27 protein-coding genes and 1 tRNA gene are annotated in these 26,109 nt (G+C 62.2%); 6 read left to right on the top strand and 22 right to left on the bottom strand.

Annotation, left to right across the window (positions count from 1 at the left end; translation table 11 throughout):
* Window positions 1-73: 73 nt before the first annotated feature.
* Genes V8J81_RS09460 through cysG form a run of 6 tightly spaced genes read right to left on the bottom strand, consistent with a single transcriptional unit; the run spans window position 74 to window position 5,566 of the window.
* Window positions 74-931 carry a ferredoxin--NADP reductase gene (locus V8J81_RS09460; RefSeq protein ID WP_368475501.1) on the bottom strand — a complete coding sequence of 286 codons (858 nt, stop codon included), beginning with the start codon at window positions 929-931 and terminating at the stop codon, window positions 74-76.
* Window positions 932-939: 8 nt separating this feature from the next.
* Entirely contained in the window at window positions 940-1,419 is a 480-nt protein-coding gene (locus V8J81_RS09455) for a DUF934 domain-containing protein (RefSeq protein WP_368475500.1), read from the bottom strand.
* Window positions 1,420-1,434: 15 nt separating this feature from the next.
* Window positions 1,435-2,148, bottom strand: a complete 714-nt coding sequence (locus V8J81_RS09450) for a phosphoadenylyl-sulfate reductase (RefSeq protein ID WP_368475499.1) — start codon at window positions 2,146-2,148, stop codon at window positions 1,435-1,437.
* Window positions 2,138-3,802, bottom strand: a complete 1,665-nt coding sequence (locus V8J81_RS09445) for a nitrite/sulfite reductase (RefSeq protein ID WP_368475498.1) — start codon at window positions 3,800-3,802, stop codon at window positions 2,138-2,140. The genes V8J81_RS09450 and V8J81_RS09445 overlap by 11 nt, the downstream gene beginning before the upstream one ends.
* A 58-nt stretch (window positions 3,803-3,860) precedes the next feature.
* Window positions 3,861-4,172, bottom strand: a complete 312-nt coding sequence (locus V8J81_RS09440) for a DUF2849 domain-containing protein (RefSeq protein WP_368475497.1) — start codon at window positions 4,170-4,172, stop codon at window positions 3,861-3,863.
* Window positions 4,172-5,566, bottom strand: a complete 1,395-nt coding sequence (cysG, locus tag V8J81_RS09435; protein WP_368475496.1) for a siroheme synthase CysG — start codon at window positions 5,564-5,566, stop codon at window positions 4,172-4,174. Before cysG ends, V8J81_RS09440 begins: the two co-directional genes overlap by 1 nt.
* A 142-nt stretch (window positions 5,567-5,708) precedes the next feature.
* On the opposite strand from cysG, the gene V8J81_RS09430 reads away from it, so the two are divergent.
* Window positions 5,709-6,185, top strand: a complete 477-nt coding sequence (locus V8J81_RS09430; RefSeq protein WP_368475495.1) for an Lrp/AsnC family transcriptional regulator — start codon at window positions 5,709-5,711, stop codon at window positions 6,183-6,185.
* Here V8J81_RS09430 and V8J81_RS09425 read toward each other — a convergent pair.
* Entirely contained in the window at window positions 6,142-7,374 is a 1,233-nt protein-coding gene (locus tag V8J81_RS09425; RefSeq protein WP_368475494.1) for a bifunctional alpha/beta hydrolase/OsmC family protein, read from the bottom strand. The two genes, V8J81_RS09430 and V8J81_RS09425, sit on opposite strands and share 44 nt — an antisense overlap.
* Before the next feature lie 183 nt (window positions 7,375-7,557).
* On the opposite strand from V8J81_RS09425, the gene V8J81_RS09420 reads away from it, so the two are divergent.
* On the top strand, window positions 7,558-8,379 hold the full coding sequence (locus V8J81_RS09420) for an endonuclease/exonuclease/phosphatase family protein (protein WP_368475493.1): 822 nt from the start codon (window positions 7,558-7,560) through the stop codon (window positions 8,377-8,379).
* A 73-nt stretch (window positions 8,380-8,452) separates the two neighbouring features.
* Here V8J81_RS09420 and dddP read toward each other — a convergent pair whose 3' ends face one another.
* Window positions 8,453-9,784: a dimethylsulfonioproprionate lyase DddP gene (dddP, locus tag V8J81_RS09415; protein ID WP_368475492.1), complete on the bottom strand. Its 1,332-nt coding sequence runs from the start codon at window positions 9,782-9,784 to the stop codon at window positions 8,453-8,455.
* Between the two features lie 78 nt (window positions 9,785-9,862).
* On the opposite strand from dddP, the gene V8J81_RS09410 reads away from it, so the two are divergent.
* The gene (locus V8J81_RS09410; RefSeq protein ID WP_368475491.1) at window positions 9,863-10,657 is read left to right on the top strand and encodes a heme-dependent oxidative N-demethylase family protein; all 795 of its coding nucleotides are present in this window, start codon (window positions 9,863-9,865) and stop codon (window positions 10,655-10,657) included.
* A 111-nt stretch (window positions 10,658-10,768) separates the two neighbouring features.
* Here V8J81_RS09410 and V8J81_RS09405 read toward each other — a convergent pair whose 3' ends face one another.
* The 8 genes from V8J81_RS09405 to V8J81_RS09370 form a co-directional block, all read right to left on the bottom strand.
* Entirely contained in the window at window positions 10,769-11,845 is a 1,077-nt protein-coding gene (locus V8J81_RS09405; RefSeq protein ID WP_368475490.1) for a 2'-deoxycytidine 5'-triphosphate deaminase, read from the bottom strand.
* 102 nt (window positions 11,846-11,947) lie between these two features.
* Window positions 11,948-12,024: transfer RNA gene (locus V8J81_RS09400), tRNA-Pro, on the bottom strand.
* Window positions 12,025-12,084: 60 nt separating this feature from the next.
* Complete coding sequence (locus V8J81_RS09395; protein ID WP_368475489.1) at window positions 12,085-12,798, bottom strand: MerR family transcriptional regulator; 714 nt, start codon at window positions 12,796-12,798, stop codon at window positions 12,085-12,087.
* A 79-nt stretch (window positions 12,799-12,877) separates the two neighbouring features.
* Window positions 12,878-13,180: an integration host factor subunit alpha gene (gene ihfA / locus V8J81_RS09390; protein ID WP_368475488.1), complete on the bottom strand. Its 303-nt coding sequence runs from the start codon at window positions 13,178-13,180 to the stop codon at window positions 12,878-12,880.
* Between the two features lie 105 nt (window positions 13,181-13,285).
* Window positions 13,286-14,266: a beta-ketoacyl-ACP synthase III gene (locus tag V8J81_RS09385; RefSeq protein ID WP_368475487.1), complete on the bottom strand. Its 981-nt coding sequence runs from the start codon at window positions 14,264-14,266 to the stop codon at window positions 13,286-13,288.
* Window positions 14,263-15,360 (bottom strand): phosphate acyltransferase PlsX, encoded by a 1,098-nt coding sequence (gene plsX / locus V8J81_RS09380; protein ID WP_368475486.1) that lies wholly within the window; start codon window positions 15,358-15,360, stop codon window positions 14,263-14,265. Before plsX ends, V8J81_RS09385 begins: the two co-directional genes overlap by 4 nt.
* Window positions 15,361-15,392: 32 nt before the next feature.
* The gene (gene rpmF, locus V8J81_RS09375; protein ID WP_368475485.1) at window positions 15,393-15,599 is read right to left on the bottom strand and encodes a 50S ribosomal protein L32; all 207 of its coding nucleotides are present in this window, start codon (window positions 15,597-15,599) and stop codon (window positions 15,393-15,395) included.
* 205 nt (window positions 15,600-15,804) lie between these two features.
* Window positions 15,805-16,359, bottom strand: a complete 555-nt coding sequence (locus V8J81_RS09370; RefSeq protein WP_368475484.1) for a YceD family protein — start codon at window positions 16,357-16,359, stop codon at window positions 15,805-15,807.
* A 167-nt stretch (window positions 16,360-16,526) separates the two neighbouring features.
* Between V8J81_RS09370 and V8J81_RS09365 the strand changes: the two genes are divergently transcribed.
* Both V8J81_RS09365 and V8J81_RS09360 read left to right on the top strand, forming a co-directional pair.
* Window positions 16,527-16,988, top strand: a complete 462-nt coding sequence (locus V8J81_RS09365) for an outer membrane protein assembly factor BamE (RefSeq protein ID WP_368475483.1) — start codon at window positions 16,527-16,529, stop codon at window positions 16,986-16,988.
* A gap of 101 nt (window positions 16,989-17,089) precedes the next feature.
* Complete coding sequence (locus V8J81_RS09360; RefSeq protein WP_368475482.1) at window positions 17,090-17,821, top strand: GNAT family N-acetyltransferase; 732 nt, start codon at window positions 17,090-17,092, stop codon at window positions 17,819-17,821.
* A 9-nt stretch (window positions 17,822-17,830) separates the two neighbouring features.
* On the opposite strand, the gene V8J81_RS09355 is transcribed toward V8J81_RS09360, so the two are convergent.
* A complete protein-coding gene (locus tag V8J81_RS09355) occupies window positions 17,831-18,802 on the bottom strand; it encodes a GNAT family N-acetyltransferase (RefSeq protein ID WP_368475481.1) in 972 nt (323 codons plus the stop codon).
* A gap of 49 nt (window positions 18,803-18,851) precedes the next feature.
* Entirely contained in the window at window positions 18,852-20,105 is a 1,254-nt protein-coding gene (gene tyrS, locus V8J81_RS09350) for a tyrosine--tRNA ligase (RefSeq protein WP_368475480.1), read from the bottom strand.
* 54 nt (window positions 20,106-20,159) lie between these two features.
* Here tyrS and V8J81_RS09345 point away from each other — a divergent pair, with 54 nt between their 5' ends.
* Window positions 20,160-21,278 carry an anhydro-N-acetylmuramic acid kinase gene (locus V8J81_RS09345; protein ID WP_368475479.1) on the top strand — a complete coding sequence of 373 codons (1,119 nt, stop codon included), beginning with the start codon at window positions 20,160-20,162 and terminating at the stop codon, window positions 21,276-21,278.
* 381 nt (window positions 21,279-21,659) lie between these two features.
* Here the strand turns inward: V8J81_RS09345 and V8J81_RS09340 are convergent, their stop codons facing one another.
* The 4 genes from V8J81_RS09340 to eno form a co-directional block, all read right to left on the bottom strand.
* On the bottom strand, window positions 21,660-22,079 hold the full coding sequence (locus V8J81_RS09340; protein ID WP_368475478.1) for a cupin domain-containing protein: 420 nt from the start codon (window positions 22,077-22,079) through the stop codon (window positions 21,660-21,662).
* On the bottom strand, window positions 22,076-23,797 hold the full coding sequence (locus V8J81_RS09335; RefSeq protein WP_368475477.1) for a flotillin family protein: 1,722 nt from the start codon (window positions 23,795-23,797) through the stop codon (window positions 22,076-22,078). The genes V8J81_RS09340 and V8J81_RS09335 overlap by 4 nt, the downstream gene beginning before the upstream one ends.
* 64 nt (window positions 23,798-23,861) lie before the next feature.
* Complete coding sequence (locus V8J81_RS09330) at window positions 23,862-24,593, bottom strand: OB-fold-containig protein (protein WP_368475476.1); 732 nt, start codon at window positions 24,591-24,593, stop codon at window positions 23,862-23,864.
* Between the two features lie 232 nt (window positions 24,594-24,825).
* Window positions 24,826-26,103: a phosphopyruvate hydratase gene (eno, locus tag V8J81_RS09325; RefSeq protein WP_368475475.1), complete on the bottom strand. Its 1,278-nt coding sequence runs from the start codon at window positions 26,101-26,103 to the stop codon at window positions 24,826-24,828.
* Between the last annotated feature and the right edge of the window lie 6 nt (window positions 26,104-26,109).

The raw sequence follows: 26,109 nt of genomic DNA, 5'->3' as shown, positions 1-26,109 counted from the left end.
GAAAACCCCCGTCAGACCGACGGGGGTTTTTCTTTTTCCAGAATGGCTTCTGACTAGAAGTTAAAGCGACGCTTCAATCCAGAAACGCCTTTTCGACCACATAGTGCTGTGGGTTCGAGTTCGCCCCTTCGACTAGGCCGTATTCCTCAAGCATGTCCTTGAGTTCCAGGTTAAACGCCAGATTTCCGCAGATCATCGCGCGGTCCGTTTCTGGGCTAAGCGGTGGCACGCCGAGGTCTTCGAACGCCTCGCCCGAGCGCAATAGGTCGGTGATCCGGCCCATCTTGGGGCTCTCTTCGCGCGTTGTGGTCGGGTAGTATTTGATCTTCTTCCAGAAGCCTTCACCGATTACCTCGTTCAGAAGTTCGTCGTCCTTCAATGCGTCGATCAGATCGCGGCCATAGGTCAGCTCTCCCACTTCGCGGCAGGTATGTGTGATGATGATCTCGTCGTAGTCCTCGTAGGTCTGCGGCTCGCGCAACAGGCTCGCGAAGGGCGCGAAACCTGTGCCGGTGGCGAAGAACCACATGCGCTTGCCGGGCAACAGCGCGTCGTGAACCAGTGTGCCCACAGGTTTCGGGCGCAAGATGATCTGCTCGCCCGGTTGAATGTGCTGGAGCTTCGACGTCAGCGGGCCATCCGGCACTTTGATCGAATAAAACTCCAACTCCTCATCCCAGCTTGGCGAAGCAATGGAATAGGCGCGCAGCAGTGGCTTCTGTTTTCCCGTTTCGGGGTGCGGGTCTCCCATCAGGCCGATCATCACGAACTCACCCGAGCGGAAGCGCAGCGAGGCGGGCCGCGTGCAGCGGAAGCTGAACAGGCGGTCGGTGTAGTGCTTCACCTCGGTCACGGTCTGTGCGTCGGGAAGGGTTGGGGTCGCCTTTACGGGCGCGGCATCTGCATCTTTCACGGGGCGTTGCTCGGTCATGTTCACTGTCAGGCACGGTTTACACCGGCCTCCTCTTGATACGCTTTGATCTGGGTCAGGGGAAGAGTGGCTAACGCGCGCAGGCGGGCCTGATAGTCATGGGCGCGCCAATCCGCGCGGAAACGCCATTGATCTTCCGGCTGGCGGGCAGCAAGGGTTTCGTCGATTTCAACCTCATCAAAACCGGACCGCCGCGCCATGGCGTACTGATCGGCCAACACGTGGCCGCGCGCGCGCAGGCGCCCGGTGTAACCCATCTGGCGCAGCTGTCGGGCGAGGGTAAACCCGCGCCCATCCGCGAAGCTGGGGAAGTCGATGCGGATCAATTGCACGGTGTCGAGATGATTTCGCAGGGCCGACGCATCATCGGAACTGGCCACATCCACGGCGCGCGCATTCGCGGCAACCCCTTCGGAAAGCGCGGAGAATTCGCCTGACCAGTCGTCGTTGCCAAAGCCCGTATCGGTCACAAGAACTGCATTTGTCATGGTTTCTGCTTTCTCTCAGGCCGCGCCGCGGATGGCTTTGCCGTCGGCGAAATGGATGCCGCATTCGTCTTTGGTCTGGCCCCGCCAACGTCCCGCGCGCGGGTCTTCGTCGGCCTCAGCAGGCGTCGTGCAGGGCTGACAGCCGATGGAGGGGAAGCCTTGGGCGACCAGTGGATGGCGGGGCAGATCGTGCTGCGTGATGTAGTCGGCGACCTGTTGGGTCGTCCAGTTCGCCAGCGGGTTGATCTTGATCCGGCGTTCGTTCTTTTCAAACAACGGCATGGCCGCGCGCGCCCCGCCATGGACGCGCTTGCGCCCAGTGATCCAGCCGCCAAACCCTTCAAGCGCGCGTTCGAGCGGCTCGGTCTTGCGCAGGGCGCAGCAGGCGTCGGGGTCGAAATGGTGCAGGATGCCGTCCACATCGCGCTCCAGCAAGGCTGCGCGATTGGGTTTGATCACGCGCACATCGGTCAGGCCTAGCGTGTCGGCCACCTCACGCTGGTAGGTCAGCGTCGCCTCAAACAGCATTTCGGTGTCGATGAAGATGACCGGGGTGCTTTTGTCGATTTCGCTCAGCATATGCAGGAGGACGACGCTATCGGCCCCGAAGCTCGACACCATGGCAACCGGCCCGATCGACATGTCATCCAACGCGTGGCGCAACAGGGTGGGCGCGTCGTTTTTGCGGTGCAGGATCGAGCGGCGTTCGGCGAGTTCCTTAAGCGGCATTGGCTTTGGCCTCCTCCGGGTAGAGCGCGGCTTTGAAGGGCGCAGCGCCAAGGCGACGGTAGGTGTCGAGGAATGTCTCTGACGGGTCTTGTCGCACATCGAGGTAAGCGCGCACCAACCGTTCGATGGCGTCCGTCACCTCGTCATAGGCAAAGCCCGGCCCCGCGCGTTCGCCGATCACGGCGTCGGGGCCGCCGTCACCGCCAAGGGTGATCTGGTAGTTTTCTACGCCCGCCCGGTCGAGGCCGAGAATGCCGATATGGCCCACATGGTGGTGCCCACAGGCATTGATGCAGCCCGAGATCTTGATCTTCAGCGGCCCCACCTCATGCTCCAGCTTAAGCTGTTCAAACCGTTCGGCAATTTCCTGAGCGACCGGAATAGACCGCGCCGTTGCCAGCGCGCAGTAATCCATGCCGGGGCATGCGATGATATCGCTGATCAGGCCAACATTTGCCGTGGCTAGGCCCGCCTCAGCCAGCGCTGCATGAACCGCGCGCAGGTGCTTTTTGGGCAGATGCGGCAGGATCACGTTTTGCTCGTGGGAGATACGAAGTTCGTTGTGGGCGTATGTCTCGGCCAAATCGGCCAAAACGCGCATCTGGTCGCTCGTCGCATCCCCAGGCGTCGCGCCATGGGCTTTGGTGGAGACGGTCAGGATCGCGTAATCCGGGTGGCGGTGGGCCGTGGTGTTCGTGTCCACGAAGCTGCGGAACACTGGATCGTGCTGGTAGTGCGTGGGAAAAGCGCCTTGGCCGTCTTCGAACTTCGGTGCAGCAAAATCTGCTTCGATCCGCTTGAGGATGTCCATATCCGCGCCGTTGAACGCGGCTTTCCGGGCAGGGAATTCGGCGTCGACGCGGGCCCGGATTTCTTCGATCCCGTTCTCGTGCACCGTGATCTTGATGCGGGCTTTGTATTTGTTGTCGCGCCGTCCCAGCAGGTTGTAAACGGCGACGATGGCCTCCAGGTACGGAAGCAGATCGTCCAAAGCCACGAAATCGTTGAGGATTTTGCCGATCATCGGCGTCCGGCCAAGCCCGCCGCCGACCAGAACCATCGCGCCAAGCTGCCCGTCACGCTCCACCAGCCGCAGGCCGATGTCGTGCGCAGCGGTCACGGCGCGGTCTTGAACTGATCCGGTCACAGCGATCTTGAACTTGCGGCCTAGGAACTGGAATTCCGGGTGGTCCGTGGACCATTGGCGGATCAGTTCGGCGATGGGTCTTGGATCAGCGATTTCTTCAGCGGCGGCACCGGCGAAATGGTCGGCGGTGACATTTCTTATAGTGTTTCCAGAGGTTTGGATGGCGTGCATGCCGACCTCACCTAAAGCATCCAGCATGTCGGGCACATCGCGCAGCTCGGGCCAATTGTATTGGATGTTCTGGCGCGTGGTGAAGTGGCCGTAGCCCTTGTCCCACCGATCCGCGATCATCGCCAGTTGCCGCATTTGTGCAGCGTTTAGAGTGCCATAGGGGATCGCCACGCGCAGCATGTAGGCGTGCAATTGCAGGTAGAGGCCGTTCATCAGGCGCAGCGGTTTGAACTCGTCCTCGGTCAGTGAGCCGTCGATGCGGCGCGCGACCTGGGCGCGGAACTGGGCGTTGCGCTCGGCCAGAAAGTCGCGGTCGAAATCGGTATAGGCGTACATGGGATCGGGCCTCCTTGGCGCGCGAAATCGGGTGCAAGACCCTGTAGTGATCCTGTAGTTATTCTGTAGTTACACCGTCGGCCTGCTTGCCGTGGGCGTAGTTGGACGGGCCGCGGGTGCGGAATGCTTCGCGGAAATGGATGGGTTCGGGGCCGTGGGGCCCGGCTTGCGCGTCGGCAAGATAGGCTCCTACGATCTCATGGGCCTGAGCTTGCGCCTCCAACAAGCGGATCTCAGCGGTCCCCTGGTCCTCGATCAGGTCGGCCTTGGCATGGTCGCGGGTCCAGTGGCCCTGAGCGTCGAGGTAGACGACATCCCCTTCAAGCAGGGCATTGGCGGTGACGACCTTGGGTGTGAAAGCGCGGGGCATCAGGCGAATTCCTCTTGCAGTTGGGGCAGGGCGGCTTGTGCCGCGCGGGGCGTCAGGCCGAGCATCAGGATGACGGGGCCGGTGGTTTCCGCCGCGTTGATGTCGGCGGGCAGCGTAGAGAGCTGGCTGGCGATGATCCGTGCGTCGGCGCGCGAGGCATTCTCGACCGCTGTGACGGGCGTGTCGGGGGCGGCACCATGCATCAGCATCCTACCTTGGATGAAGCGCGCGCCTTTTGCGCCCATGTAGATCGCGGCGACCTGGCCGGGCTTGGTCAGATTGCGCCAATCGTGTTCGGCGAAGCCTTTCACGTCATGGCCGGTCAGGAACCGCATCGCGGAGTTGCGGCCACGTTTTGTGAGGCTTTGACCAAGCTGAGCGGCGGCGGCATTGGCGGCGGTGATGCCGGGGACGATGGACCATTCGATGTTGTTTTTGTCGAGGACGTCGAGTTCTTCGTCCAAGCGCCCATAGACACCGGGATCGCCGGATTTCAGGCGGACAACCTGAGCGCCGGTGGCGGCATGTTCGACCATCAGCGCGCCGATATCTTCTTGCCGGGTGGAGGGGCCGAAGCCCTGCTTTCCGACGTCCAGAAGTGTCGCCTCGCGGCGGGCGAGTTCGAGGATTTCGGGGGCAACAAGGCGGTCATGGATGACGACGTCAGCCTCGTCCAGCAGCTTGCGGGCCTTGAGGGTGAGCAGTTCGGGATCGCCGGGGCCGGCACCGACAAGAGCAACATGGCCTTTGCGGTCCTCTGCGGTGATGTGATCGACCAGAAGATCGCCAAGCGCTTGTTCGACACCGGGTTCACCGGCTTTGGCCAGCGCCTCGGGGCCGGCCTTGAAGTAGTAGGATTGCCAGAAATCGCGGCGCTTGCGGCCCATGGGCAGCACATTGACGGCGGCGCGGAAGCTTTTGCCGATGCGGGCGAGGATGCCGAGCGAGGGCGGAAGCGCTGCTTCGAGGTCTGCCTTGATCTTGCGCGCCAGAACCGGAGCCGCACCTTCGGTGCCGATCGCGACGGTGACCGGGTCGCGGTCGACGATGGCCGGAGTGATGAACTGGCTGCCGTCGAGATTGTCGACGATATTGACCAGCGCCCCATCGGCGCGCGCAAGCGCGGCGATGCGCGCGTCTTCCGCGTCATCCTCGGTCGCGGCATAGGCCAGCGAGGCGCACAGCGCATCGCCCGGCGCGAAGGCGCGTTTGACGAGGCGCAGCTTGCCGTCAGCGTCCCATGCGATGATCTCGGGCGCGGGGTCGTCGGCAAAAACCGTGACCTTAGCCTCGGTCTTAAGGATCAGGCGCAGTTTGGCCAGTGCTGCGTCCCCGCCACCGGCCAAAACTACCCGGCGGCCGCGGAGGTCGAGGAAGATTGGAAAATGGCGCATGGTTCAGAACCTTTGAAGCGTGGGTCCCCATCAAGATAGAATTATTTCCCAAGAATTGGCAGATCAGGCTTGCTGATAGGGACGTGCGTTCTGTATTGCGCTGAGGCAGGAACCTGCGTTCGCCAAAGCAAGGAACACCCGAATGACTGTCCAGATTGATGCACTCGACCGGAAAATCCTCGTCGCCCTGCAGGAGGATGCGAGCCGGTCTTTGGACGAAATCGCCAAGATTGTGGGGTCTTCCAAGACACCCGTCTGGACCCGGATTCGCAAGATGCGGGAAGGTGGGATCATCGGACAGCATACCGTGCTGCTAGATGCGGAGGCGTTGGGGTTAGAGGCTTGTTTTTTCGTGCTTATCCGCACGTCCGAGCATGAGGCGGAGTGGCAGAACAAGTTCCTCCGCACGCTGCGGGAACGTGCGGAGGTGATGGAGGCCCACCGGCTGGCGGGCGATATTGATTACATCCTGAAAGTGCGCGTGGCCAACGCGCGGGCCTATGACGAATTCTACCAGGCCCTGATCTCGGAAGTGCGGATCTACAACGTCACCGCACTCCTGAGCATGGAAGAGATCAAATCAACGCCGCTTCTGCCACTGGCTTCAGTTCCGTCTTGATATGCGCCCCGGCTTCGAGTGACCGGTGCACGGGGCATTTATCGGCAATCTCCAGCAGACGCTGGCGCTGATCGTCGTCCAGTCGGCCCTTCAGAGTAATCTTGCGGGTGAATTGGTCGAGCGGCCCTGTATCGACTCCCGCATCCTGCGCGTGCACGCGATTGTGGGTAACGTCGACGGAAACGTGATCCAGCGGCCATTTCTTGCGGCGGGCATACATGCGGATGGTCATGGAAGTGCAGGCGCCAAGGCCGGCTGCGAGGAACTGGTAAGGCGTGAGGCCCTGATCAGTGCCCCCGTAACTCACCGGTTCATCGGCTACCACATGGTGCTTCGGCCCGGCATGGACGTCTTGGCGGAAGCCTGCGGGATCGACTTCATCCACTCGGGTCACGCCTTCAGGCGCGCCGATGGGCGGGGCAGGGTGCTTGAGGTCGAGGTATTTGCCCGCCCATGAGGCGATCACGTCAGCCGCGTAATCGGCGTCTCTTTGGCGGGTGACGAGGTGGTCGGCATCGTCCAGCGTGACGAAGGATTTCGGGTGTTTGGCGGCGAGGAAGATGCGCGTGGCGTTTTCGACACCGACCGTATCATCGAGCGGGGCGTGCATGACCAGAAGGGCCTTGCCGAGGTTGGCGATGTCTTCGGCGAGTTTCGAGGCTTTCACGTCCTCCACAAAACCCGCGCCGATCTTGACCGGGCGGCCACCAAGCAGAACCTCGCCCGCGCCCTTGTTGACGATGTCATCGAGCGCGTCGTGGAAATTGTGGGTTACGTGTTCCGGGTCGAACGGCGCGCCGATGGTAGTGACGGCTTTGATCGACGGGATCTGACCCGCGGCGCGCAGAACGGCCGCGCCACCCAGCGAATGGCCGATGATCAGCGAGGGGGCCATGCCACGCTCATCCAGCGTGTCGGCGGCGGCGATCAGGTCGGCGACGTTGGAGGTGAAGGAGGTATTCTCGAACTCACCGCCGGAATGCCCCAGCCCCGTAAAATCGAACCGCAAGACGGCGATCCCTTGGGCCGCAAGGCGTGCGGCGATGCGGCGGGCGGCCATGATGTCCTTCCCGCAGGTGAAGCAATGCGCGAGCAGGGCGGTGGCGATATGGGGCCCGTCCGGTAGGTCGAGACGGGCGGCGAGGAGGTCCCCGGAATGGCCGGGAAAGGTGAAACGTTCGGTTGGCATGATCTTTGTCCCTTGTCCTGGACCGACCATGTGGGCGGAGGCCCGCTTGCCGCAACCCATGTGACATTGTCCTCACGCTTGCGTGCACCTACGTGCATGGGGCGTGATTGAAAGAAGGGTATTTCCGTGCGTCTATTCAGAGGTTTCGTGCGCCTGTGCGTGATAGCGGGCGCTTTGACCCTAATGGCCAGCTATTTGGGTGCGGTTCACCCTGTGGGCGATTCCCTCGCTGTATTTCGCATTTGGATTGCGGGCGGCGTTGCCCTTGTCGGGTTGATCGCCTTGTTGGCCTCCGCCAAGCGCGCGGGCTGGCTGGCGATTGTATTTGCCGCGGTTGCCGGTGGACCGATCGCAGCCATGGTCTATGCGCCTAGCGGAGAGGCCCCGGCAGGGGCGGTTACAATCTACACCAAGAACACCCTTGGCGGATGGGGCGATGATGCGGCCATCACGGCAGACATCCTCGACAGCGGCGCGGATATCGTTTTGTTGCAGGAGCTCAGCCAGACGCGCAGCGATTTCGGCGGCGCGCTTCAAGACACGCACCCGCATCAGCACGTGTGCCGGTTCTCGGATTGGTCGGGCATGGCTGTCTTCTCGCGCTGGCCCGTGTTGGAGACTTATTGCTCGCCGCATCGGTCTTTCGCTGCGGCTCAGGTGGATGCACCGGGTGGACCGGTCTGGGCAGTGTCCACGCATCTGGTCTGGCCTTACCCACACGCGCAGGCGCGGTATTTGGAGGAGGCGTTGCCGTTTCTGGAAAGCGTGGAAGGCCGGGTGATTGTGGCCGGTGATTTCAACATGGTGCCGTGGGGCTATTCCGTGCGCCAGATCGAAGAGGCCACGGGAACAGGGCGGATCGGGCCGCTTTTCACCACCATTGAGGTGCGCGACGTGCCGCTTCAGATCGACCATGTGCTGACGAATGGTACGGGTATGGTGGAGCGTCGGCCGCGCCTGGGATCGGACCACTACGGTCTGGTGGCGCAGATCGGGTGGGAATGAGCGCTCAGTACGGAAAACTGCAGTTTTCCGTGTGGATTTCTGCAGAAATCCGCGCCCCGGGCCGAGGCTCGGTCTACGCCTCGCCCATTAGCGCCGCATCAAAGGGATAGGTCGTCAGGTTCTCATACCCATCCTCAGTGATCAGCACCTGATCCTCCAGCTTGATGCAGAAATCGCCGTCGTCCTCGCCGATCAAGGCCTCCACACACAGCATCATACCGGGCTCTAGCGCGTACTCCCACGCGCTGTCGTGGTGGTGGTCGGGATAGCCCACATGGGGCCATTCATCGCACAGGCCCACGCCATGCATCTGGCACGAATACTTCCGCTTGTCGTATTTCGGATCGAGCTTGTGGCCGTTGTGAACAAGGTCGTTGATGGTGATGCCGGGTTTCAGGCGATCCATGTTGACCTGAATATGCTCTACCCCGTGCTTCATGGCCTCGATCATGTCGGGGCGCGGCTTGTCCGGGCCGGTCCACCAGGTGCGGGAGATGTCGACGCACAATCCGTAACACCCGATCAGGTCCGTATCGAGGGCGCTGATCTCGTTGGCTTGTAGGGTGCGGGGTCCACATTCCTGAAACCACGGGTTCGTGCGCGGGCCGGACGAGAAGAGCCGCGTCTCGATCCATTCACCGCCGCGCTTGATGTTCTCGGCATGAAGCACGGCCCAGACCTCATCCTCGGTGCGGCCCGGCTGGATTGCCTGTTCCATCGCATAGAGGGACTTTTGGCAGGCATCCACGGCGCAGCGCATCGCGAGAATCTCGTCGGGGCCTTTTACCTTACGGGCATGTTCGGTGATGAACTCACCGTCTTTCAGATCAAATCCGCGTGCCTCCAGCGCACGCGCGCCGTGAAGCAGGATCTTGTCGACGGCGAGGCGCTTGTTGCTGCCTGCATGGGCGGCCATGACCTCGGCCACCTGACCGCTGAATTCTTCGGCCGTCTCATCGCCCCGGTCGCCAACGGAGAAGTAGAACATCGACGCGCCGGAGCGGACCTCGCGCACCAGCGGGTTGTGATCGGCCAGGAAGGGGGAGTTCTTGTATTCCCACAAAACCATGTAGCCATCGGCGCAGACCAGACAGGCGCGGAATGGGTTATGCGTGTTCCACAGCTGCATGTTGGTGGTGTCGGTGGCGTAGCGGATGTTGAGCGGGTCGAACATTAGGACGCCGCCATAGTCATTCGCCTGCAACTGCGCGACGAGGCGGTCGAGGCGGAACTGGCGCAGCGCCGGTAGGTTGGGCAGCGTCAGGCCTGCTTCGGCCCATTCGGCATAGGCGAGCGGGGTTGGCCCAATCTCGATCCGGTCATTGTCGTTGAGCGTGCCGTCAGGCAGGTTGAGGCCATGGGCCGGGTCGATCTTGCGGGTGTGGCGGCGATAGGCTTGGTTCATGTGCGTCTCCCTTACGTCAAGCGTGGCGCAGGGAAACGGGCGCAATCGCGCCGGAATGCGGCATTTTGAGCGTCGGAAATGGACAAAGTTCTACAAGATCACCTTCCCAGCGCTCCCTGGAAGGCGGAAGCGACACGGCGATTGCCTGGGCTAAAACCGTTGGAAGGCTATCACGATTGGTTGCCTACGGATGAGGCGTTCGCGGGCCAAATGGCGGTGCGTGAGAGGCTACTGGCCGAGCGGCGGGATGAGGTGATCGCGCAGGTGCCAGGCAGCGAGGCTGCAGTGGCGGAGCTTTATGAAGAGGTGCTCTACTACCTCGGCGGTGGGCGCGGATATGACTGGGATGCGGAGGGCTGCATCCGGCCCGACGGGGTGCATGTGCGGTTGAATGAACGCGACAAGCTGGGCACGCTCGCGCGGCTGGTGCAGCAGGATTTGTGCGTGCTGGAGAAGCCCGAGGGCGCGGAGGAACATGTTCTGACGGCCGCTGCTTTGTGTTTTCCGGCCAGTTGGACGCTGGCGGAGAAGATTGGCCGCCCCTTGTCCTACATTCATGGGCCAGTGTTTGAGTATGACGGCGTGATGGCCCGCCGCGTGCAGCGTGTGTTCGACAATCTGCGCGATGACACGCCCGTCTGGCGGCAGAATGCGCTGATTTATGATGATCCGGCGCTGTTCCAGCCCCGCAGGATGGCTGCGCCGCGTGTGAGAAAAGCAGGGGCAGGGTATCTGCGATCAGAGCGGCAGGTTTTGCTGCGACTGATCGAGACGCGGGCGATTGTGTTCTCAATCCACACTTATGTGGTGCCGATGGAAAGCCTTACGCCGGACCAGCGCGCCGGATTGGATGGTGTGGGTCACGTGACCTGATGGCGCGGCGAGCGCAGCAAGCGTTTTCCTGTGGTCGGGCCTTAGGCCCGATAGGAGGCGCTGTCTCCAAGCCTCCGAGTTTTTTCAGCAATATGAAAGGCGCGCGGCGCGTTAGAGTTTGAAGTGTTTGGAGAGTTTCAGACCCTGGCCCTGGTAGTTCGAAGCGATGTCCTGCCCGTAAAGTTGGGTGGGGGCGGCGGCCATGCGTTCATAAACGAGCCGGCCCACGGTTTGGCCATGTTCAAGGACGAAGGGGCTTTCGTGGCAGCGCACTTCCAGCACGCCACGCGCGGGGACGCCGTGGCCGAAGCCGGGGTCGAAGAAGCCCGCGTAGTGGACGCGGAATTCGCCAACCATGGCGAGGTAGGGGGCCATCTCCGCCGCGCAATCGGGGGGGATCGTCACGGCCTCGCGGCTCACAAGGATGTAGAACGCGCCGGGGTCGAGGATGATTTGGCCATTGGTGCTGTGCAGTTCTTCCCAGAAGTCGGCGGTGGGGTGCGTGCCGATCTGCGTGAGGTCGATGACGCCTGCATGGGGTTTGGCGCGGTAACCCACAAGCGTGCCCTCGGCCGGGGCGAGATCAACCGAGAAACCGAGGCCTTCGTCGATCAGCGGGGGCTGGTCCACTAGCGGCGTTTCCGTATGGCGGTCGCTGAGGTCGGCATCGCTCAAGGTCGCGTGACCCCGGCGGAAGCGGATCTGGTTCAGACGCAGGCCGGGCGCGATCTTGACGGAGAAGGAGCGAGGGCAGATTTCGGCGTAAAGCGGGCCTTTGTAGCCGGCTGGAATGCGGTCAAATTCGACCCCGCCATCGGTGATCACGCGGGTCAGACAATCCACCCGGCCAGTGGAGCTTTTTGCATTGCACACAGCGGTGATGTCGGAGGGCAGGGCGAGGCCTTCCATGAGGGGGATCACGTAGACACAGCCTTTTTCCAACACCGCGCCCTGGCTCACATCCATTTCGTGCATTGTAAATTCAGACAGTCGGTCGGCCACGCTTTGGCCGTTGCCCGCCAGAAAGGAGGCGCGGACGCGATAGGCGGTTTGACCAAGGCGCAAATCCAGGCTCGCGGGCTGAATTTGGCCCTCGGGCAGCGGCTCCGTGACCGTGATCTGCCCGGCCTCCAGCATCGCGGAGATCGCGTTGTCGGGGAGCACCCCTTGGGCTTGGTTCTCAGGCATAGTGTAATGCGCTCCGTCAGGGCTGGCTTGGCGCCGGAGAAAAGCGGCATTGCGCCGAACACGCAAGGGTTCAAAGCGAATTTGGGTGGTAGTGCGATGATTTGGTCGGGCTAGCAGGACTCGAACCTGCGACCTTCCGTCCCCCAGACGGACGCGCTACCAGGCTGCGCCATAGCCCGACTAAGCGTCCTTCTACCCATTTCTGACGGCGGCGCAAGAGAGGCTTTGGATACGCTGATCTATTGCTGGCGCGCGGCCTCGCCCATCTTGTCGCGCAGGGCTTTTAGGGCTGGCAGATGGGGGGTGAGCGCCTCTGGTTCGCGTGCGAATTGCGCAAGTTGCGTTAATGCGCTGTCGGCGCGCGGCGCGGTGCCTGTGCTGTGTGGCAGGCTTGCCGCTGCGGGTGGGGGTGAGGCGAGGACTTCGGGCGTTGGCGTTGCCTCAGCCTCTGGCTCGGATGGGGCGCTCGCTGGCTCCGGCGCAGGCGCGGCTTCTGGCGCGGGCTCCTCGTCAACAGATGCGCGCTGGGCCGCAATGTCATTCGTCTCAGACTCAGCTGGATCAGAGGCGGCTTCTTCCGGTGCCTCCTCAGCGTCGCTCGACGCGTCCGCTGCGGCGTCCTTTTCCCATTCCTGATCCGGCGTGATGTCGATCACATCGGCATCTTCCAGTAAGCTATCAATTGGCGGCGACAGGGCTGTGATCGCGTCCAGCCCTTCGTCGGAGATCATCTTTTTGACGCCCCGGATCGTCATACCACGGTCATGCAGCAACACCTTGATACCGCCCACCAATTCCATATCGGAGGGGCGATAATACCGCCGCCCACCGGCCCGTTTGACCGGCTTGATCTGGCTGAACTTGGATTCCCAGAACCGCAGCACATGGGCGGCGACGCCAAGCCAATCGGCGACCTCCCGAATGGTGCGGAACGCTTGCGCGGATTTGGCCATGGCTTGTCACTCCTGCTCGGAGGGCTCTTCGGTTGCCTGTTTTCCGCTCACCCGTCTTGCGGGGTGATGCGAAGCGTCTTCAGCCGCGATTGCCTGCCGCAACACGGTCTTTCATCAGATGCGAGGGACGGAACGTCATCACCCGGCGGGGGCTGATGGGCACTTCCTCACCCGTCTTGGGGTTGCGGCCCACGCGGGCGGTCTTGGAGCGCACCGAGAAGGTGCCAAAGGATGAGATTTTGACCTGTTCGCCATCGACAAGGGCATCGGACATCATCTCAAGAACACGTTCGACCAACTGCGAGGATTCATTGCGGGACAGACCCACTTCGCGGAACACCGCTTCGCTCAGATCCATCCGTGTAAGTGTTTTTGCAGCCATTGGTTCGTGTCCCCCTCGTTTGGCACAGGATGACGGAGGCGGTTTCCGTAGTCAATCCAGTGTGTTGCAAGGGGGTATTTGCACGGCACATGAATGCCGATTGGGCTACCAGCGCAGGATAACCGCGCCCCAGGCCAGCCCGCCGCCAATGGCCTCGGTGACAAGCAGATCACCTTTCTGGATGCGCCCATCGCTGACGCCAACGCTCATCGCAAGCGGGATCGACGCGGCAGAGGTATTGCCATGGTCCTGCACGGTGACGATCACTTTATCCATCGGCAGGCCAAACTTTTTGACCGTGCCTGTGATGATGCGGATATTGGCCTGATGCGGCACGACCCAATCCACGTCTGCGACGCCAACACCGGCCTTGTCCAGGGCCGTTTCGGCGGTTTTGGTAAGCTTTTCAACGGCATGCCGGAAGACTTCCTTGCCTTGCATCTTCAACACGCCTGTGGATTGTGTGGCAGACACGCCGCCATCGACGTAGAGCAGATCGCGGTGCGTGCCGTCCGAATGCAGATCGGTTGCCAGGATGCCGCTATCGTCGGACGTGCCCGCGCTTTCCTGCGCTTCAAGGATCAGTGCGCCCGCGCCATCGCCAAACAGGACGCATGTGGTGCGGTCGGTCCAATCCATGATTCGGCTGAATGTTTCTGCGCCGATCACCACCACGCGGTTTGCCTGGCCGGACACGATCAGCGCATTGGCGTTTGCCAGCGCGTAGACGAACCCGGCGCAGACCGCCTGCACGTCGAAGGCGAATCCCTTCGTCATGCCAAGGCCCGCCTGCACCATGGTGGCCACGGAAGGGAAGGTCAGGTCTGGGGTCGATGTGGCGACAACGACAGCGTCCAGATCATCGGCGCTCAGCCCGGCATGGGCGAGGGCCCTTTCAGCGGCGGCGATGGCCATTTGGCTGGTCGTCTCACCCTCCGCCGCGAAATGGCGGCGTTCGATGCCGGAACGCGCGCGGATCCATTCATCGGAGGTCTCGATGGTATCCATCGCCTCAAATTCGGCATTCGGGACGATGCGTTCGGGCAGGTAATGGCCGATGCCCACGGGGACCGCGCGGATAGTCATGGTAGCGGTTCCTCCGGCTGGATGATGGTCGACACGGCCGCCTCGGATTGCGCGATGCGTGCGGCGAGGCGTTTGTGAAATCCGCTCGCCGACAGACGCTCGGCCAATTTGATGGCGGCTGCAACACCTGTAGGGTCGGCGGACCCATGGGATTTCACAACTGTGCCGTTCAGGCCCAGGAATACCCCACCATTTACGCGGCGTGGGTCGATGCGTTTGGACAGGCGGCGCAGCGACGTGTAAGCCAACAGCGCCGCGATGCGGGAGAAGGGCGTTTTCTTGAATGCCTGTTCCAGCAATTCGCGGATCAGGCGCGCCGTGCCTTCCCCGGTCTTGAGGGCGACATTGCCGGTGAACCCGTCTGTGACGATCACGTCCACACGGTCAGATGGCAGGTCAGAGCCTTCGACAAACCCCACAAACTCGAAGTCCGCAGCGTCGGCAGCGCGCGCGATCAGGTCAGAGGCGACTTTCAACTCTGCCCGGCCCTTGTGCTCTTCGGTGCCGACGTTCAGCAGACCGATGCGGGGGCGGGGCAGGTCCAGGCCATTGCGCGCATAGCTTGCGCCCATAAGCGCGTATTGCAGCAAATCCTCGGCGTCTGCGCGAATATCGGCGCCGACATCGAGCATCACATTGAAGCCTTGCGGGTTGCGGGAGGGCCAGAGGCAGGCAATGGCAGGCCGGTTCACGCCTTCGATCTTGCGCAACCGGATCATTGAGATCGCCATCAGCGCGCCGGTATTGCCGCAGGACACGGCTACCGATGCCTCGCCCGAGCGGACAGCCTCAATGGCGGACCACATCGATGTGTCCTTGCCATTGCGCATCACGTGGGACGGCTTGGCATCCATCGTCACCACACCTTCAGCGTGGCGCACTTCGCAAATGTCGGAAAGGCCGCGTTTGCGCGCGATGAGCGGCTCCAGCTCGGCCTTTGGGCCGTGCACGATGAACCGCAGATCCGGGTTTTTCGACGCGGATTTGGCAAGGCCCGCAATGACGGCAGAGGGGCCAAGATCGCCCCCCATCGCGTCAACGGACAAAACGGTACCGTTCCCCGTATTGCCAGTTAACGCTGCACTGTCGCTCATGTAATCGGGCCCGCCTTCAGGTCAGGCGGCGATTATGCCGCGTCTTCGTCGAGGTCGATCTCGTCGGCCTGAGCAATGACTTCGCGGTCATTATAGGTGCCGCAGGACGGGCAGACGTGGTGCGGGCGCTTCAGCTCACCGCAGGAAGGGCATTCGTTGGGGTTTGCACCCTCAAGCGCATCGTGGGCGCGGCGCATGTTGCGCTTGGAGCGCGTCACTCGATTCTGGGGGACAGCCATGTCACAACCTCGGGTTAACGGGCGCTAGATCTGCGCGCCCTGCTTGTCAAAATTCCGTCTCGCATCCGGGCCGATTTCAAGCTGCTAACGCACCTGCGTCGCAAGCCCGAAAAAGGTCTGAAAAACCGGGGGCGAATGAGGCCGGGAACATACTCTGATTCCGCGCCCATGCAAGCCCTTTTCCACAAGGCATTTCTGGGTAGGCCTAGCCCTCGTTTTCACTGTCGTCTTTGCCCTTTGCCAACTGGTCGCGCAAGGCTGCCAAACCGGCCAGCGGCTTGGCATCTTCATCGGTCATGGGGGCCACGCCCGGCGCCGCGAAAACCGCCTCACCCAGTTCGACACCCTCGGCGCGGGGGTAATCCGGCACGGCCAGCGCCAGCGCCTCGGTGAGAAGCTGCATCAGGTCCAGCGATGCGGGCAGGGGCTCAATCGTGTCGTCCTCGGGCATCTCCATCTCTTCGCCAGAGGGCTCCGGCAGATCGACGCGGTAGCTGCGCAGCACAGGCGCATCAATGCGCGTTGTGACCGGTTCAAGCGTCACCACGCAGTCCTGCACAACCGTGGCGCCCAGTTTGGCCTCCAGCCGCCAATCGGCTTTCCCCTCAGGCGTCACCTCACCAACCAGCCGAACCTTGCGCAGCCCGCGCAGCTCCAGCGCATCGGCCAGCGCCTTGCGCGCATCGGCATCCGGCTCAACCTCAAACGCGGTGGGCGCTGCACGGCCCAGACGGGACAGGGACAGAGTTGTCGATGGCATCGTCTCTCCTTTGGTGGGGCAGGTGGGGTCCTCGCTTGCCCCATGCGTGGCTCTGAGGTAAGCCGATATTGCGGTTTTCAGCCTGTCGCAAGCAGGCCGCCGCCCAAACAAGCCTCCAGATGAAACCGGGGGGCCCAAGACGCGCAGTTCAGGCAGGACTATTTGAGATGTTTGATTTTCTGATTTCAAAGATGCGGGTCGGCGTATTGGCCATTGGATTGGTTGCCGGATTGGCGGCGTGTTCCGCGACCTACACCAACCACGGCTATGTTCCACCGCCTGAGGTCTTGTCGGAGATCGGCATTGGTGCGTCCCGTGACCAAGTGGCCGAAATTGCCGGCGCACCGGGATCGGCAGGCGTCGTGCGGGATGAGGCCTGGTTCTACACCCAGTACCGGGTGCGCAACTTCACCTACAACGCGCCGCAAGTGATTGAACGCGACATTGTTGCGATTTCGTTCAGCGATGCGGGCCGTGTCACGAATATTGAGCGCTTCGGGCTGGAAGACGGCCAGATTGTTCAGCTGTCGCGCCGCGTGACCGAAAGCTCGGTCCGAGATAGGGGCTTTTTCGCACAGATCCTGTCGAACTTCGGCCGCATCAATATCGCTGACGCGCTGGGCGGTTGACGCAAAGACATCTTGCACGCTGAGGTTGTGACGCACATCTTGTATGTGTCACGCCATTTGCGGGCGCGACTGCGTTGCATATCCGCTGCGGGAGCAGGCCGATGATCAACTTGCGCAAAGGGCGATACAGGGCCCGATTGGCCGAAGATGCGGATGATCTCGACGCCGTCCAAGCTCTGCGTGCATTGGTCTTTCGCGGCGCGTCGGGTGACGACCACGACCCGTTTGATGCGGACTGCGCCCATATGCTCGTGGAAGATCAGCGCACAAGCACGGTCGTTTGCTGTTTTCGGATGATGCACCTGCCATCCGGTGCTGACATCGGGCGCAGCTATTCCGCGCAATTCTATGAGCTCTCCGCGCTCAAGGATTTCGACGGCCCAATGGTTGAGATGGGTCGGTTCTGCATCCACCCCGAATGGAAAGACGCCGATATCCTGCGCGTCGCTTGGGGCGCGATGACGGCCTATGTCGATTCTGAAGGGGTTGAGATGCTGTTTGGCTGCTCCTCTTTCCATGGCACGGAGGCAGATGAGTACTTCGACGCCTTCGCCCTGCTGCGGGATCGTCACCTTGCACCGAAACGCTGGCTGCCGCGCGTAAAGGCCCCGAGCGTGTTCCAGTTCGCCCGGCGTCTGACGGGCAAGCCCGACCTAAAGGCGGCGCAAGCCAAGATGCCGCCACTACTCAGGACTTATCTTCTGATGGGCGGGTGGGTCAGCGACCATGCGGTGATTGACGATGATCTTGGCACCTTGCACGTCTTCACCGGGCTTGAAATCCGCGCGGTTCCGCCGACGCGCGCACGGCTTTTGCGGGGCGTGGCGGGGTAGGACGCACGCTTACCGGGTCGATTGTACGGCCCGTGCCGTCGATAGAAGGTGCGTGTGCCGAGTGCCGCGTAATTCTTCAATCACTCGATGACGCGCGCTCTGCCGTTTGCGCCGAGCCCATGAGGTATCCAGCCAAGTGCCGCCAAGCGCACGAAGTTCTGCCCCGGTGCCCCGTTTGAACCGCACCAAACCGGGCGCACGCTCAGGGTCTGCCGCGCCAAGGTCGATGGCCGACACGCCCATTTGCTGTAACTCAACCATCGCGCGCCACATCAGTACCGGCCCGGCGGAGCGTTTGCGCCCTTCCTCAGTTGTCCATCCGATCTGGTAAGTCGCCGTGCCACCATGGCGCAGGAACAGCATCGCGCAGATGCGCTGGCCCAGATGGTAGGCCGTGAACAGCTGCGCACATCCCGGTTTGCTGGCGGCCAAAGCTGCGATCATCTCTGGCGGTAATGGCTGATACCAGAGGCGGGCGGATTGCGTGGCTTCGGCCCGCAGCAGCCAATGATCTGGATCAGCGGGCATAAGGCGGCGACGCAATTCCAGCCTCTGTGATTGACCATGGCGCAGCCGGTTGCGCCATTTCGGTGCTAGGCGGTGCGCCATTTGCTCGGGTGGCGCGTCGAGCGGCAGTTCCGCCACCATGCGGGGCGCTCCGATGTTGTGGAACCCAGCTTGAGCCAAGGCCACAGCATCGTCGAACGTGTCGCTGTTTACGATCAGATGGCGGGCACCGAGCGTTTCGCGCAAGTTGGCCGCGCCCTCAGCGGTCAGGTTCAACTGCGCCCGTGACAGCAAGGCAAGCTCCCCGATGATGGGAAGGGATTTGCGAAGCGTCAGAACACACGCATCTCCCACCCGCTCCCGTCGCGCGTCAGACCCAAGCGTGCATGTGGCGCGCAGCCAGACCTCGCTTTGCTGCAGCGGGACAAGGGGCTGAGTGTGGGAGGCAGAGGAGAGTGGGGCGCAATCGAACATGCGCCCCAGAGTTTGCTGAAACCGCGAAAATTTAGTTAACGGCGCTGGATCAATTCGACAAAGTCACCAGGGCGTGGCGTTTCTTGCCTGCGCTCAGCTTAATGGGGGCATCCAGATCGCTAGGCGCAACCATCAAGCCCGTATCCGTGATTGCCTCATCATTCAGCCGCGCCCCGCCTTCCGCGATCAGGCGCTTGGCCTCCTTACCCGATTTCGCAAGACCGGAGCGTGTGATCAGCTGCACGATGGAGATCCCTTCGCCCACATCCGCGGCGCTCAACGCCAGCGTCGGCAAATCATCCCCCGCGCCGCCTTTCTCGAACACCTCCCGCGCCGTGGCCTCTGCGCCCGCAGCGGCCTCCGCCCCATGCAGCAGCGTCGTGACCTCGCGGGCCAGAACGATCTTGCCTTCGTTGATCTCCGCCCCTTCCAGCGCGCCCAGACGGCCGCATTCCTCCACCGGCAATTCGGTGTAAAGCTTCAGGAACCGACCCACATCGGCATCCGGCATGTTGCGCCAGAATTGCCAGAATTCGTAGGGGCTCAGCAGATCGGCATCGAGCCATGTGGCCCCGCTTGCCGTCTTGCCCATCTTGGTGCCGTCCGACTTGGTTAGAAGCGGCGTGGTCATTCCGAAAATCTCGTGATCCAACACACGCCGGGTCAAGTCGATCCCGTTGACGATATTTCCCCACTGGTCCGAGCCGCCGAACTGCACCCGGCAACCATAGCGGCGATTCAGCTCAAGGAAGTCGTAGGCCTGCAGGATCATGTAGTTGAATTCGAGGAAGCTGAGCGATTGCTCGCGATCCAGCCGCGACTTCACGCTCTCGAACGACAGCATCCGGTTGACGCTGAAATGCCGTCCGATATCGCGCAGGAAGTCGAGGTAGTTCAGATCGTCCAGCCATTCGGCATTGTTCAGCATCAACGCGTCCGTCGGCCCATCCCCATAGGTGATGTAGGTCGAGAATACCTTCTTGATGCCAGCAATGTTTTCGTCGATTTTCTCAGGGGTTAGCAGTGGACGTTCATCTGCCCGAAAGCTCGGGTCGCCCACCTTCGTGGTCCCCCCGCCCATCAGCGTGATCGGCTTGTGGCCCGTCTTTTGCAGCCAGCGCAGCGTCATGATCTGCATCAGCGATCCCACATGTAGCGAGGTCGCGGTCGCGTCAAAGCCGATATAGCCCGGCACCACACCCGCGATCAGGGCGTCGTCCAGCCCCTGATAATCCGTGCAATCGGCCAGAAAGCCGCGTTCGATCATCACACGAAGAAAGTCGGATTTGGGGTGGTAGGTCATGCTGTGTCCGGGCCAATGTGAGAGCCTATAAAGTGCCGGGAGGGTCTAGCGGTTATGGCAGGCAAGGAAAAGGGGCCCGTTCGGGTCGCAGGCGCAATGTCGGGGACTTCCTTTGATGGCGTCGACGTGGCCCTGATCGAGACCGACGGCATCGAGATTTTCGACTTCGGCGAGGTGCGCGGAACGTCCTACTCCGATGAAGACCGTGCCGCTCTGCGCGCTGCGATGGGCGCCTGGCCGGGGGAGGAGCGGGCGGAAGAGGCTGCGAAGGTGGTCGAGACGGCCCACATCTCGGCCTTGGCGGGGCTGCACGACGTCTCGATGTTGGGGTTCCACGGACAAACCCTTGCCCATGATCCGGAGGCCGGCCGCACGCACCAGGTGGGCGACGGGCAGGTGCTGGCCGACGCGCTGGGGATGGAGGTGATCTGGGATTTCCGCTCCGCCGATATGGGGCTGGGCGGGCAAGGCGCGCCGCTGGCACCCTTCTATCATTGGGCCTGTGCGCGGTGGATGGGGACGGACGCGCCAGTCGTGTTCCTCAATCTGGGCGGTGTGGCCAATATCTCGTGGGTCGATCCGCGGATGGAGGCACCCGAAGCCCCAGGGGCCTGTCTGGCCTTTGATACGGGGCCAGCAAATGCTCCTGTCGACGACCTGATGGCGGTGCGCGGTCTGGGGCGGTTCGACGAAGACGGGGCGCTTGCGGCCGTAGGGACCATCAACATGGACATTCTTGAGCGGATGCTGGCCGACCCATGGTTCGATACAACTCCCCCCAAATCTCTGGACCGGGATGCGTTCGCGGCCTTGGCAGAGGAGGTCTCTGACCTCTCGGATGCCGACGCGGCAGCAACACTGACCGCCTGTTCAGCGGGTGCGGTGGGGCGCGCCTTGCTCCATCTGCCTGAAAAGCCTGCCACTATCCTTGCCACGGGCGGCGGGCGGCGGAACGCGACACTCATGGCCATGCTCGCAGATGCGACCGCGACGCGGGTCCAGCCTGTTGAGGATGCGGGCCTCGATGGCGATGCGCTGGAAGCGCAGGCCTTCGCCTATCTGGCGGTGCGCGTGGATCGCGGGCTGCCCACATCCGCGCCGGGAACAACGGGCGTTGCGGCTCCGGTCGGCGGCGGCAAGCGTGCGCGGCCGAAAGGCACGCTTCTCAGCTAGCCCGATTGCGCCCTTCCGGGCGTTGCGCCGGCTTCGCCGTCGCCGGTGGCCTCGCGCGCCTGCGGTGCGCTCGGCCCGGCATTGCGTGCACGGCAAGGCGCCCCATAGCGGCTGGAGCTCTGTGCGTTAATGGTGCTTTTGCATATTTTCGGAACGAAGAAGGTGCGATGGCGTTCCCTCTCTGTTTGAGGTGCGATCCCGCCCATCTTTTTTCTCTGAAAATGCCTGCCGGAGGCACTTAATATCTCAGCACGCGCAGCCGGTTGCGCTTTGGCGATGGCCGTTCCGTCATGCCCCGCGCCCACGCAAGAGGGCGCGCCTGATCTGCCAGATGGCTGTGCAGGCTTGGCCTGCGCCGATATCGGCGGATCGTGCCTGCCCTCAGCTTCGGGGAATGTCGAAGCCCGGCTCGGCTAACGTGAAGCCGTCAAAAGTGAATCCGGGCGATACGGTGCACGACACAAGTGTGAACGAACCCGTCGTGCGGGCCGCCTGCCAATGGCCTTCGGGCACGATCAACTGCGGTGCACCGACATTCAGATCCGGGGTCAGCAGCAGATCTTGTGCCGGGCCTTCGTCGCTATCGGCCAGCGACAGGACCAATGGCGCGCCTGCATGGTAAAGCCAGATTTCCGTTGCATCGACCTTGTGCCAATGGCTGGCTTCGCCGTCTTTCAGCAGAAAGTAGATACATGTCCCGCTTGGGCGGCCCTCGTTTTCGGCGACCCATGTTTGACGATAATGGCCCCCCTCGGGATGGGGGGCCAAATCCAGTTTTGCGATGATTTCGTCTGCCGTCATTCGGCAGGCCGTGGGGCCGCACCGTTGGCCGGGGCGTCCGGTGCCTCAGCCGCTGGCGCCGCAAGTGCCTCTGGGGCAGCCTCCTTGGCAACAGGGCGGTCGTTCAGCGCGCTGTCGGCCAAACCCTCAACGCCGTTCTCCAGGCTCAAGCCCAGTTCATCGCCGAGCTTGCGCAGGGCGGGCATCTGAACGGCCATGCCCATGATCGAGTCGAGCGCCTGGTTCACCACAGGCTTGTCGCCTGCGGATGCGCCATTGCCGCCGCCGCCATTGGCACCGCCAAGGCCGCCGACCTGGTGGATCTTGATGGAGTCGATCTTTTCGACCGGCTTGACCATCTGCTCCATGATGCTCGGGATCGCTTCGATGCGAGCCATGTCGACCTTCATACCGACAATCTCGGTGCTGAGCGCGTTCTCGGCCTCGGTAATCGCACGCGTGCCTTCGGCTTCGGCCAGCATGTCCTTCTTCTTGGCGTCGGCGCGGATGGAGATCGCATCGGCCTCGGCCTGCGCTTCCTCGCGACGCGCTTCTGCGCGGTCTGCGGCAGCGGCCTTTTCGGCTTCGGCGGCCACGCGAATGCGGGTCGCTTCACGCTCGGCCTCTCGCGTGGCTTCGATCAGGGCGATCTGCTTCACACGCTCGGCCTCGGCCACTTCTCGGGCTGTTGCAACGGCTTCGGTCGCCTTTGTGGCCTCCGCCCGTGCTAGGTCAGCGGACGCACGCGCACGGCTTTCTTCCTCGGACTTCTGTTGAATGATGATCTGGCGTTCCTGTTCGGCCACTTCCAGCTCGCGCTCTTTGGCGATTTCTGCGTCGCGGATGTTGCGCTCGCGTGCAATCTCGGCGGCGCGCACCTGCTCTTCGCGGGCAATACGTGCACGCTCAGATTCGCGCATGGAGTCTTCGCGGCGCAGCGAGATTTCCATCTCTTGCGCGGCCTTCATCGTCTCCACTTCCTGGACCTGCGCAATCGCGGCGCGCTCTTCCTCTTCCTGGATGGAGAGCTTCTGACGTTCAGCCTCCATCGCGGCGCGGCGCACGGCGACGTCGGCGTCGGCGTCGATCTCGGCGCGTTCTTTCTTGGATTTCGCGATCACCTCGGCCAGCTTGCGCATACCAACGGCGTTAAAGGCGTTGTTTTCATCCAGTGCCTCAAACGGCGTCTGGTCCAGCGCGGTCAGCGAGACGGATTCAAGCGACAGACCGTTCTTCAGCAGGTCTTCGGAGATCGCGTTCTGGACCTGTTGCACGAAGTCGGACCGGTTCTCATGCAGGCCATCCATCGTCATCTTCGCCGCCACGGCGCGCAGGCCGTCGATCAGCTTACCTTCGATCATCTCGCGCAGCTGATCCACATAGAACGTCCGGTCACCGAGCGTCTGCGCAGCGCGCGCAATGCCTTCCTCGTTGGCCATGACCGAGACGTAGAATTCCACGCCCACATCAACCCGCATCCGGTCTTGCGTAATGAGAGCGCCTTCGCCCGTCCGGCGCACTTCCAGACGCAGGGTCTTCATGTTCACCGGGCTGATTTCATGAAGCAAAGGCACCACAACCGTGCCGCCATCCATGATGACCTTCTTTCCGCCCGCACCGGTTTTCACCAGCGCAACCTCACGCGTCGTGCGCTTGTAGAGACGTCCGATGACAAGCCCGACGAATACAAGCGCCGCAATGACGGCGATGACGATAATTCCAAGAAATCTAAGTTCCATATGAGGGGTCCTTTCGAAAAGTGGCGCCCGAAGGGGCAGGGCGCATTGAATGGGAAGGGCTGGGTTACATCGGGATCAGTCTGAACCCGCCGGTGGGGCGATGGCGCAGCACAAGCACCTCGGTCCCCTGTTCGATTTCCCCGGCGTCCTGCATCGGTTCCGCGCGGAGGTAGTGAGTATTGCCATAGCGGTCCGTCACGCGCACCTCAGCGGGATCACCCCGCCGCGCCGTACCTTGCGTTACGATCCCGCGTCTACGACCGAGCGTACGGGTCGACACCGACTGGCTTTCTGTCTTTGGCAAAAGCCGCGCAAACAGCGCACCGAACCGGCCCGTGAACCAGATCGCCGCCGCCGCCGCCGCGATAGAGGTCAGCACCACGTTCAACGGCGTTCCGATCAGCGACAAAGCCGTTCCTTGCAGCGCAATGCCCGTTACGCCGAACGACAGAAACAGGCTCGCCAACCAGATCAGTGTGGGCATCTTGCCCAGTCCGAGCCACGACAAAGGCGAAGTCGCGGCCTCGGTGGGAACCGGGGCTTCAACCTCGAATTCCTCAACCGCCAGCTCAAATTCACCTGCATCCACGTCAAACGCGTCCAGTTCGACCTCCAGATCAAGGTCCAGGTCCATATCCGGCCCGTCCGCCACATCCAGATCGACCTCTGCCTCGCTTTCGCCGATCAGCGACGCGCCGACCAACAGCAACGCAACCTCCAGGGCCAGAAGGCCGAACAGAAGGGCAAGCGAAACGGTAAAGGGCGCAAAGGGCCCGGACAGAAGGGTGTCGAGCATTCGTTAGGTATCTCTAATTGTATACAGGTGTATACCAAACATAGGTGATCACGGACCCGTTACAAGGGGTGCGCGCAGGAAGGGGGCGTGCAGTTGTGCAACAATTACGGGGTTCCCCGCGCATTGCAACGGCATGGAAACCTCCATTTCTGGGCAGGATTTTGGCGTGGGCGCGCAAAGAAAAAGGCCCGCCACAGGGGGGCGAGCCTTCAACACTGCTTGGAACGTCTGCTCAGCCGCGCAGGATCGACTTGCCGGCGTAAACTGCCGTCTCGTCCAACTGCTCTTCGATGCGGATCAGCTGGTTGTATTTCGCTAACCGATCCGAGCGCGCAAGCGACCCGGTCTTGATCTGCCCGCAATTGGTGGCCACGGCGAGATCCGCAATCGTGGCATCCTCGGTCTCGCCTGAGCGATGCGACATCACGCAGGTCATGCGCGCGCGCTGTGCCATGGACACTGCGGAAAGCGTCTCGGTCAACGTGCCGATCTGGTTCACCTTTACCAGAAGCGAGTTGCCCGCCCCGCGTTCGATGCCATCGGCCAGGCGCGTCGGGTTGGTCACGAACAGATCGTCGCCCACAAGCTGAACCTTGTGCCCCAGCGCTTCGGTCAGGGCGATCCAACCGTCCCAATCATCCTCTCCCATGCCGTCTTCGATGCTGAGGATCGGGTAATCGTTCACCAGCGCCTCCAGGTAGGAGACGTTCTCATCCGAGGTTAGGGATTTCCCTTCCCCTGCAAGCTCATACTTGCCGTCCTTGAAGTATTCGGTGGCGGCGCAATCCAGCGCCAGCATCATATCGTCGCCCGGAGTGTAACCCACCTTTTCGATGGACTTCAGAACGAAATCCAACGCATCGCGCGTGGAGGACAAGTTCGGCGCAAAGCCGCCCTCATCGCCGATGCCCGTGCTCAAGCCTGCCGCCGAAAGCTCGCCCTTCAACGTGTGGAACACTTCCGCACCCATGCGAACGGCCTCGGCAATCGACGTCGCCGAAACCGGCATGATCATGAATTCCTGAATGTCGATCGGGTTATCGGCATGCTCGCCGCCGTTGATGATGTTCATCATCGGCACCGGCAGAACATGAGCCTGCGTGCCGCCGACATAGCGGTAGAGCGGCTGCGCGGTGAAATCGGCAGCGGCTTTTGCTGTGGCGAGGCTTACGCCAAGGATGGCATTCGCACCCAGACGGCCCTTGTTGTCGGTCCCGTCCAACTCACACATGGCCGTGTCGATGGCGACCTGCTCGGTCGCATCAAAACCAACCAACGCATCGGCGATCTCGCCGTTGACGCCTTCAATCGCTTCCAGAACGCCCTTGCCCTTGTAACGCCCCTTGTCGCCGTCGCGCTTTTCCACCGCCTCGTACGCACCGGTCGACGCGCCCGAAGGAACAGCGGCGCGGCCCATGGTGCCGTCTTCGAGAAGGACGTCGACTTCGACCGTCGGGTTTCCCCGGCTGTCGAGGATTTCGCGGGCGTGGATGTCGATGATCAGGCTCATTTGGGC

Source organism: Gymnodinialimonas sp. 202GB13-11, from assembly GCF_040932485.1.
GTDB lineage: Bacteria > Pseudomonadota > Alphaproteobacteria > Rhodobacterales > Rhodobacteraceae > Gymnodinialimonas > Gymnodinialimonas hymeniacidonis.
The sequence above is the reverse complement of the archived record's forward strand: the minus strand, read 5'-3'. Positions and strand labels throughout refer to the sequence as shown.

Coding starts and splice junctions, on each gene's coding strand:
- V8J81_RS09335 (WP_368475477.1), bottom strand. CDS start 23,797: ATGGAACTTAGATTTCTTGGAATTATCGTCATCGCCGTCATTGCGGCG.
- V8J81_RS09440 (WP_368475497.1), bottom strand. CDS start 4,172: ATGCCCCGCGCTTTCACACCCAAGGTCGTCACCGCCAATGCCCTGCTT.
- plsX (WP_368475486.1), bottom strand. CDS start 15,360: ATGAGCGACAGTGCAGCGTTAACTGGCAATACGGGGAACGGTACCGTT.
- V8J81_RS09445 (WP_368475498.1), bottom strand. CDS start 3,802: ATGTACGCCTATACCGATTTCGACCGCGACTTTCTGGCCGAGCGCAAC.
- V8J81_RS09455 (WP_368475500.1), bottom strand. CDS start 1,419: ATGACAAATGCAGTTCTTGTGACCGATACGGGCTTTGGCAACGACGAC.
- ihfA (WP_368475488.1), bottom strand. CDS start 13,180: ATGGCTGCAAAAACACTTACACGGATGGATCTGAGCGAAGCGGTGTTC.
- V8J81_RS09450 (WP_368475499.1), bottom strand. CDS start 2,148: ATGCCGCTTAAGGAACTCGCCGAACGCCGCTCGATCCTGCACCGCAAA.
- V8J81_RS09420 (WP_368475493.1), top strand. CDS start 7,558: ATGGCCAGCTATTTGGGTGCGGTTCACCCTGTGGGCGATTCCCTCGCT.
- V8J81_RS09395 (WP_368475489.1), bottom strand. CDS start 12,798: ATGGCCAAATCCGCGCAAGCGTTCCGCACCATTCGGGAGGTCGCCGAT.
- dddP (WP_368475492.1), bottom strand. CDS start 9,784: ATGAACCAAGCCTATCGCCGCCACACCCGCAAGATCGACCCGGCCCAT.
- V8J81_RS09370 (WP_368475484.1), bottom strand. CDS start 16,359: ATGCCATCGACAACTCTGTCCCTGTCCCGTCTGGGCCGTGCAGCGCCC.
- V8J81_RS09345 (WP_368475479.1), top strand. CDS start 20,160: ATGGCAGGCAAGGAAAAGGGGCCCGTTCGGGTCGCAGGCGCAATGTCG.
- V8J81_RS09355 (WP_368475481.1), bottom strand. CDS start 18,802: ATGTTCGATTGCGCCCCACTCTCCTCTGCCTCCCACACTCAGCCCCTT.
- tyrS (WP_368475480.1), bottom strand. CDS start 20,105: ATGACCTACCACCCCAAATCCGACTTTCTTCGTGTGATGATCGAACGC.
- rpmF (WP_368475485.1), bottom strand. CDS start 15,599: ATGGCTGTCCCCCAGAATCGAGTGACGCGCTCCAAGCGCAACATGCGC.
- V8J81_RS09410 (WP_368475491.1), top strand. CDS start 9,863: ATGGACAAAGTTCTACAAGATCACCTTCCCAGCGCTCCCTGGAAGGCG.
- V8J81_RS09425 (WP_368475494.1), bottom strand. CDS start 7,374: ATGCCAACCGAACGTTTCACCTTTCCCGGCCATTCCGGGGACCTCCTC.
- cysG (WP_368475496.1), bottom strand. CDS start 5,566: ATGCGCCATTTTCCAATCTTCCTCGACCTCCGCGGCCGCCGGGTAGTT.
- eno (WP_368475475.1), bottom strand. CDS start 26,103: ATGAGCCTGATCATCGACATCCACGCCCGCGAAATCCTCGACAGCCGG.
- V8J81_RS09330 (WP_368475476.1), bottom strand. CDS start 24,593: ATGCTCGACACCCTTCTGTCCGGGCCCTTTGCGCCCTTTACCGTTTCG.
- V8J81_RS09460 (WP_368475501.1), bottom strand. CDS start 931: ATGACCGAGCAACGCCCCGTGAAAGATGCAGATGCCGCGCCCGTAAAG.
- V8J81_RS09360 (WP_368475482.1), top strand. CDS start 17,090: ATGATCAACTTGCGCAAAGGGCGATACAGGGCCCGATTGGCCGAAGAT.
- V8J81_RS09430 (WP_368475495.1), top strand. CDS start 5,709: ATGACTGTCCAGATTGATGCACTCGACCGGAAAATCCTCGTCGCCCTG.
- V8J81_RS09405 (WP_368475490.1), bottom strand. CDS start 11,845: ATGCCTGAGAACCAAGCCCAAGGGGTGCTCCCCGACAACGCGATCTCC.
- V8J81_RS09385 (WP_368475487.1), bottom strand. CDS start 14,266: ATGACTATCCGCGCGGTCCCCGTGGGCATCGGCCATTACCTGCCCGAA.
- V8J81_RS09365 (WP_368475483.1), top strand. CDS start 16,527: ATGTTTGATTTTCTGATTTCAAAGATGCGGGTCGGCGTATTGGCCATT.
- V8J81_RS09340 (WP_368475478.1), bottom strand. CDS start 22,079: ATGACGGCAGACGAAATCATCGCAAAACTGGATTTGGCCCCCCATCCC.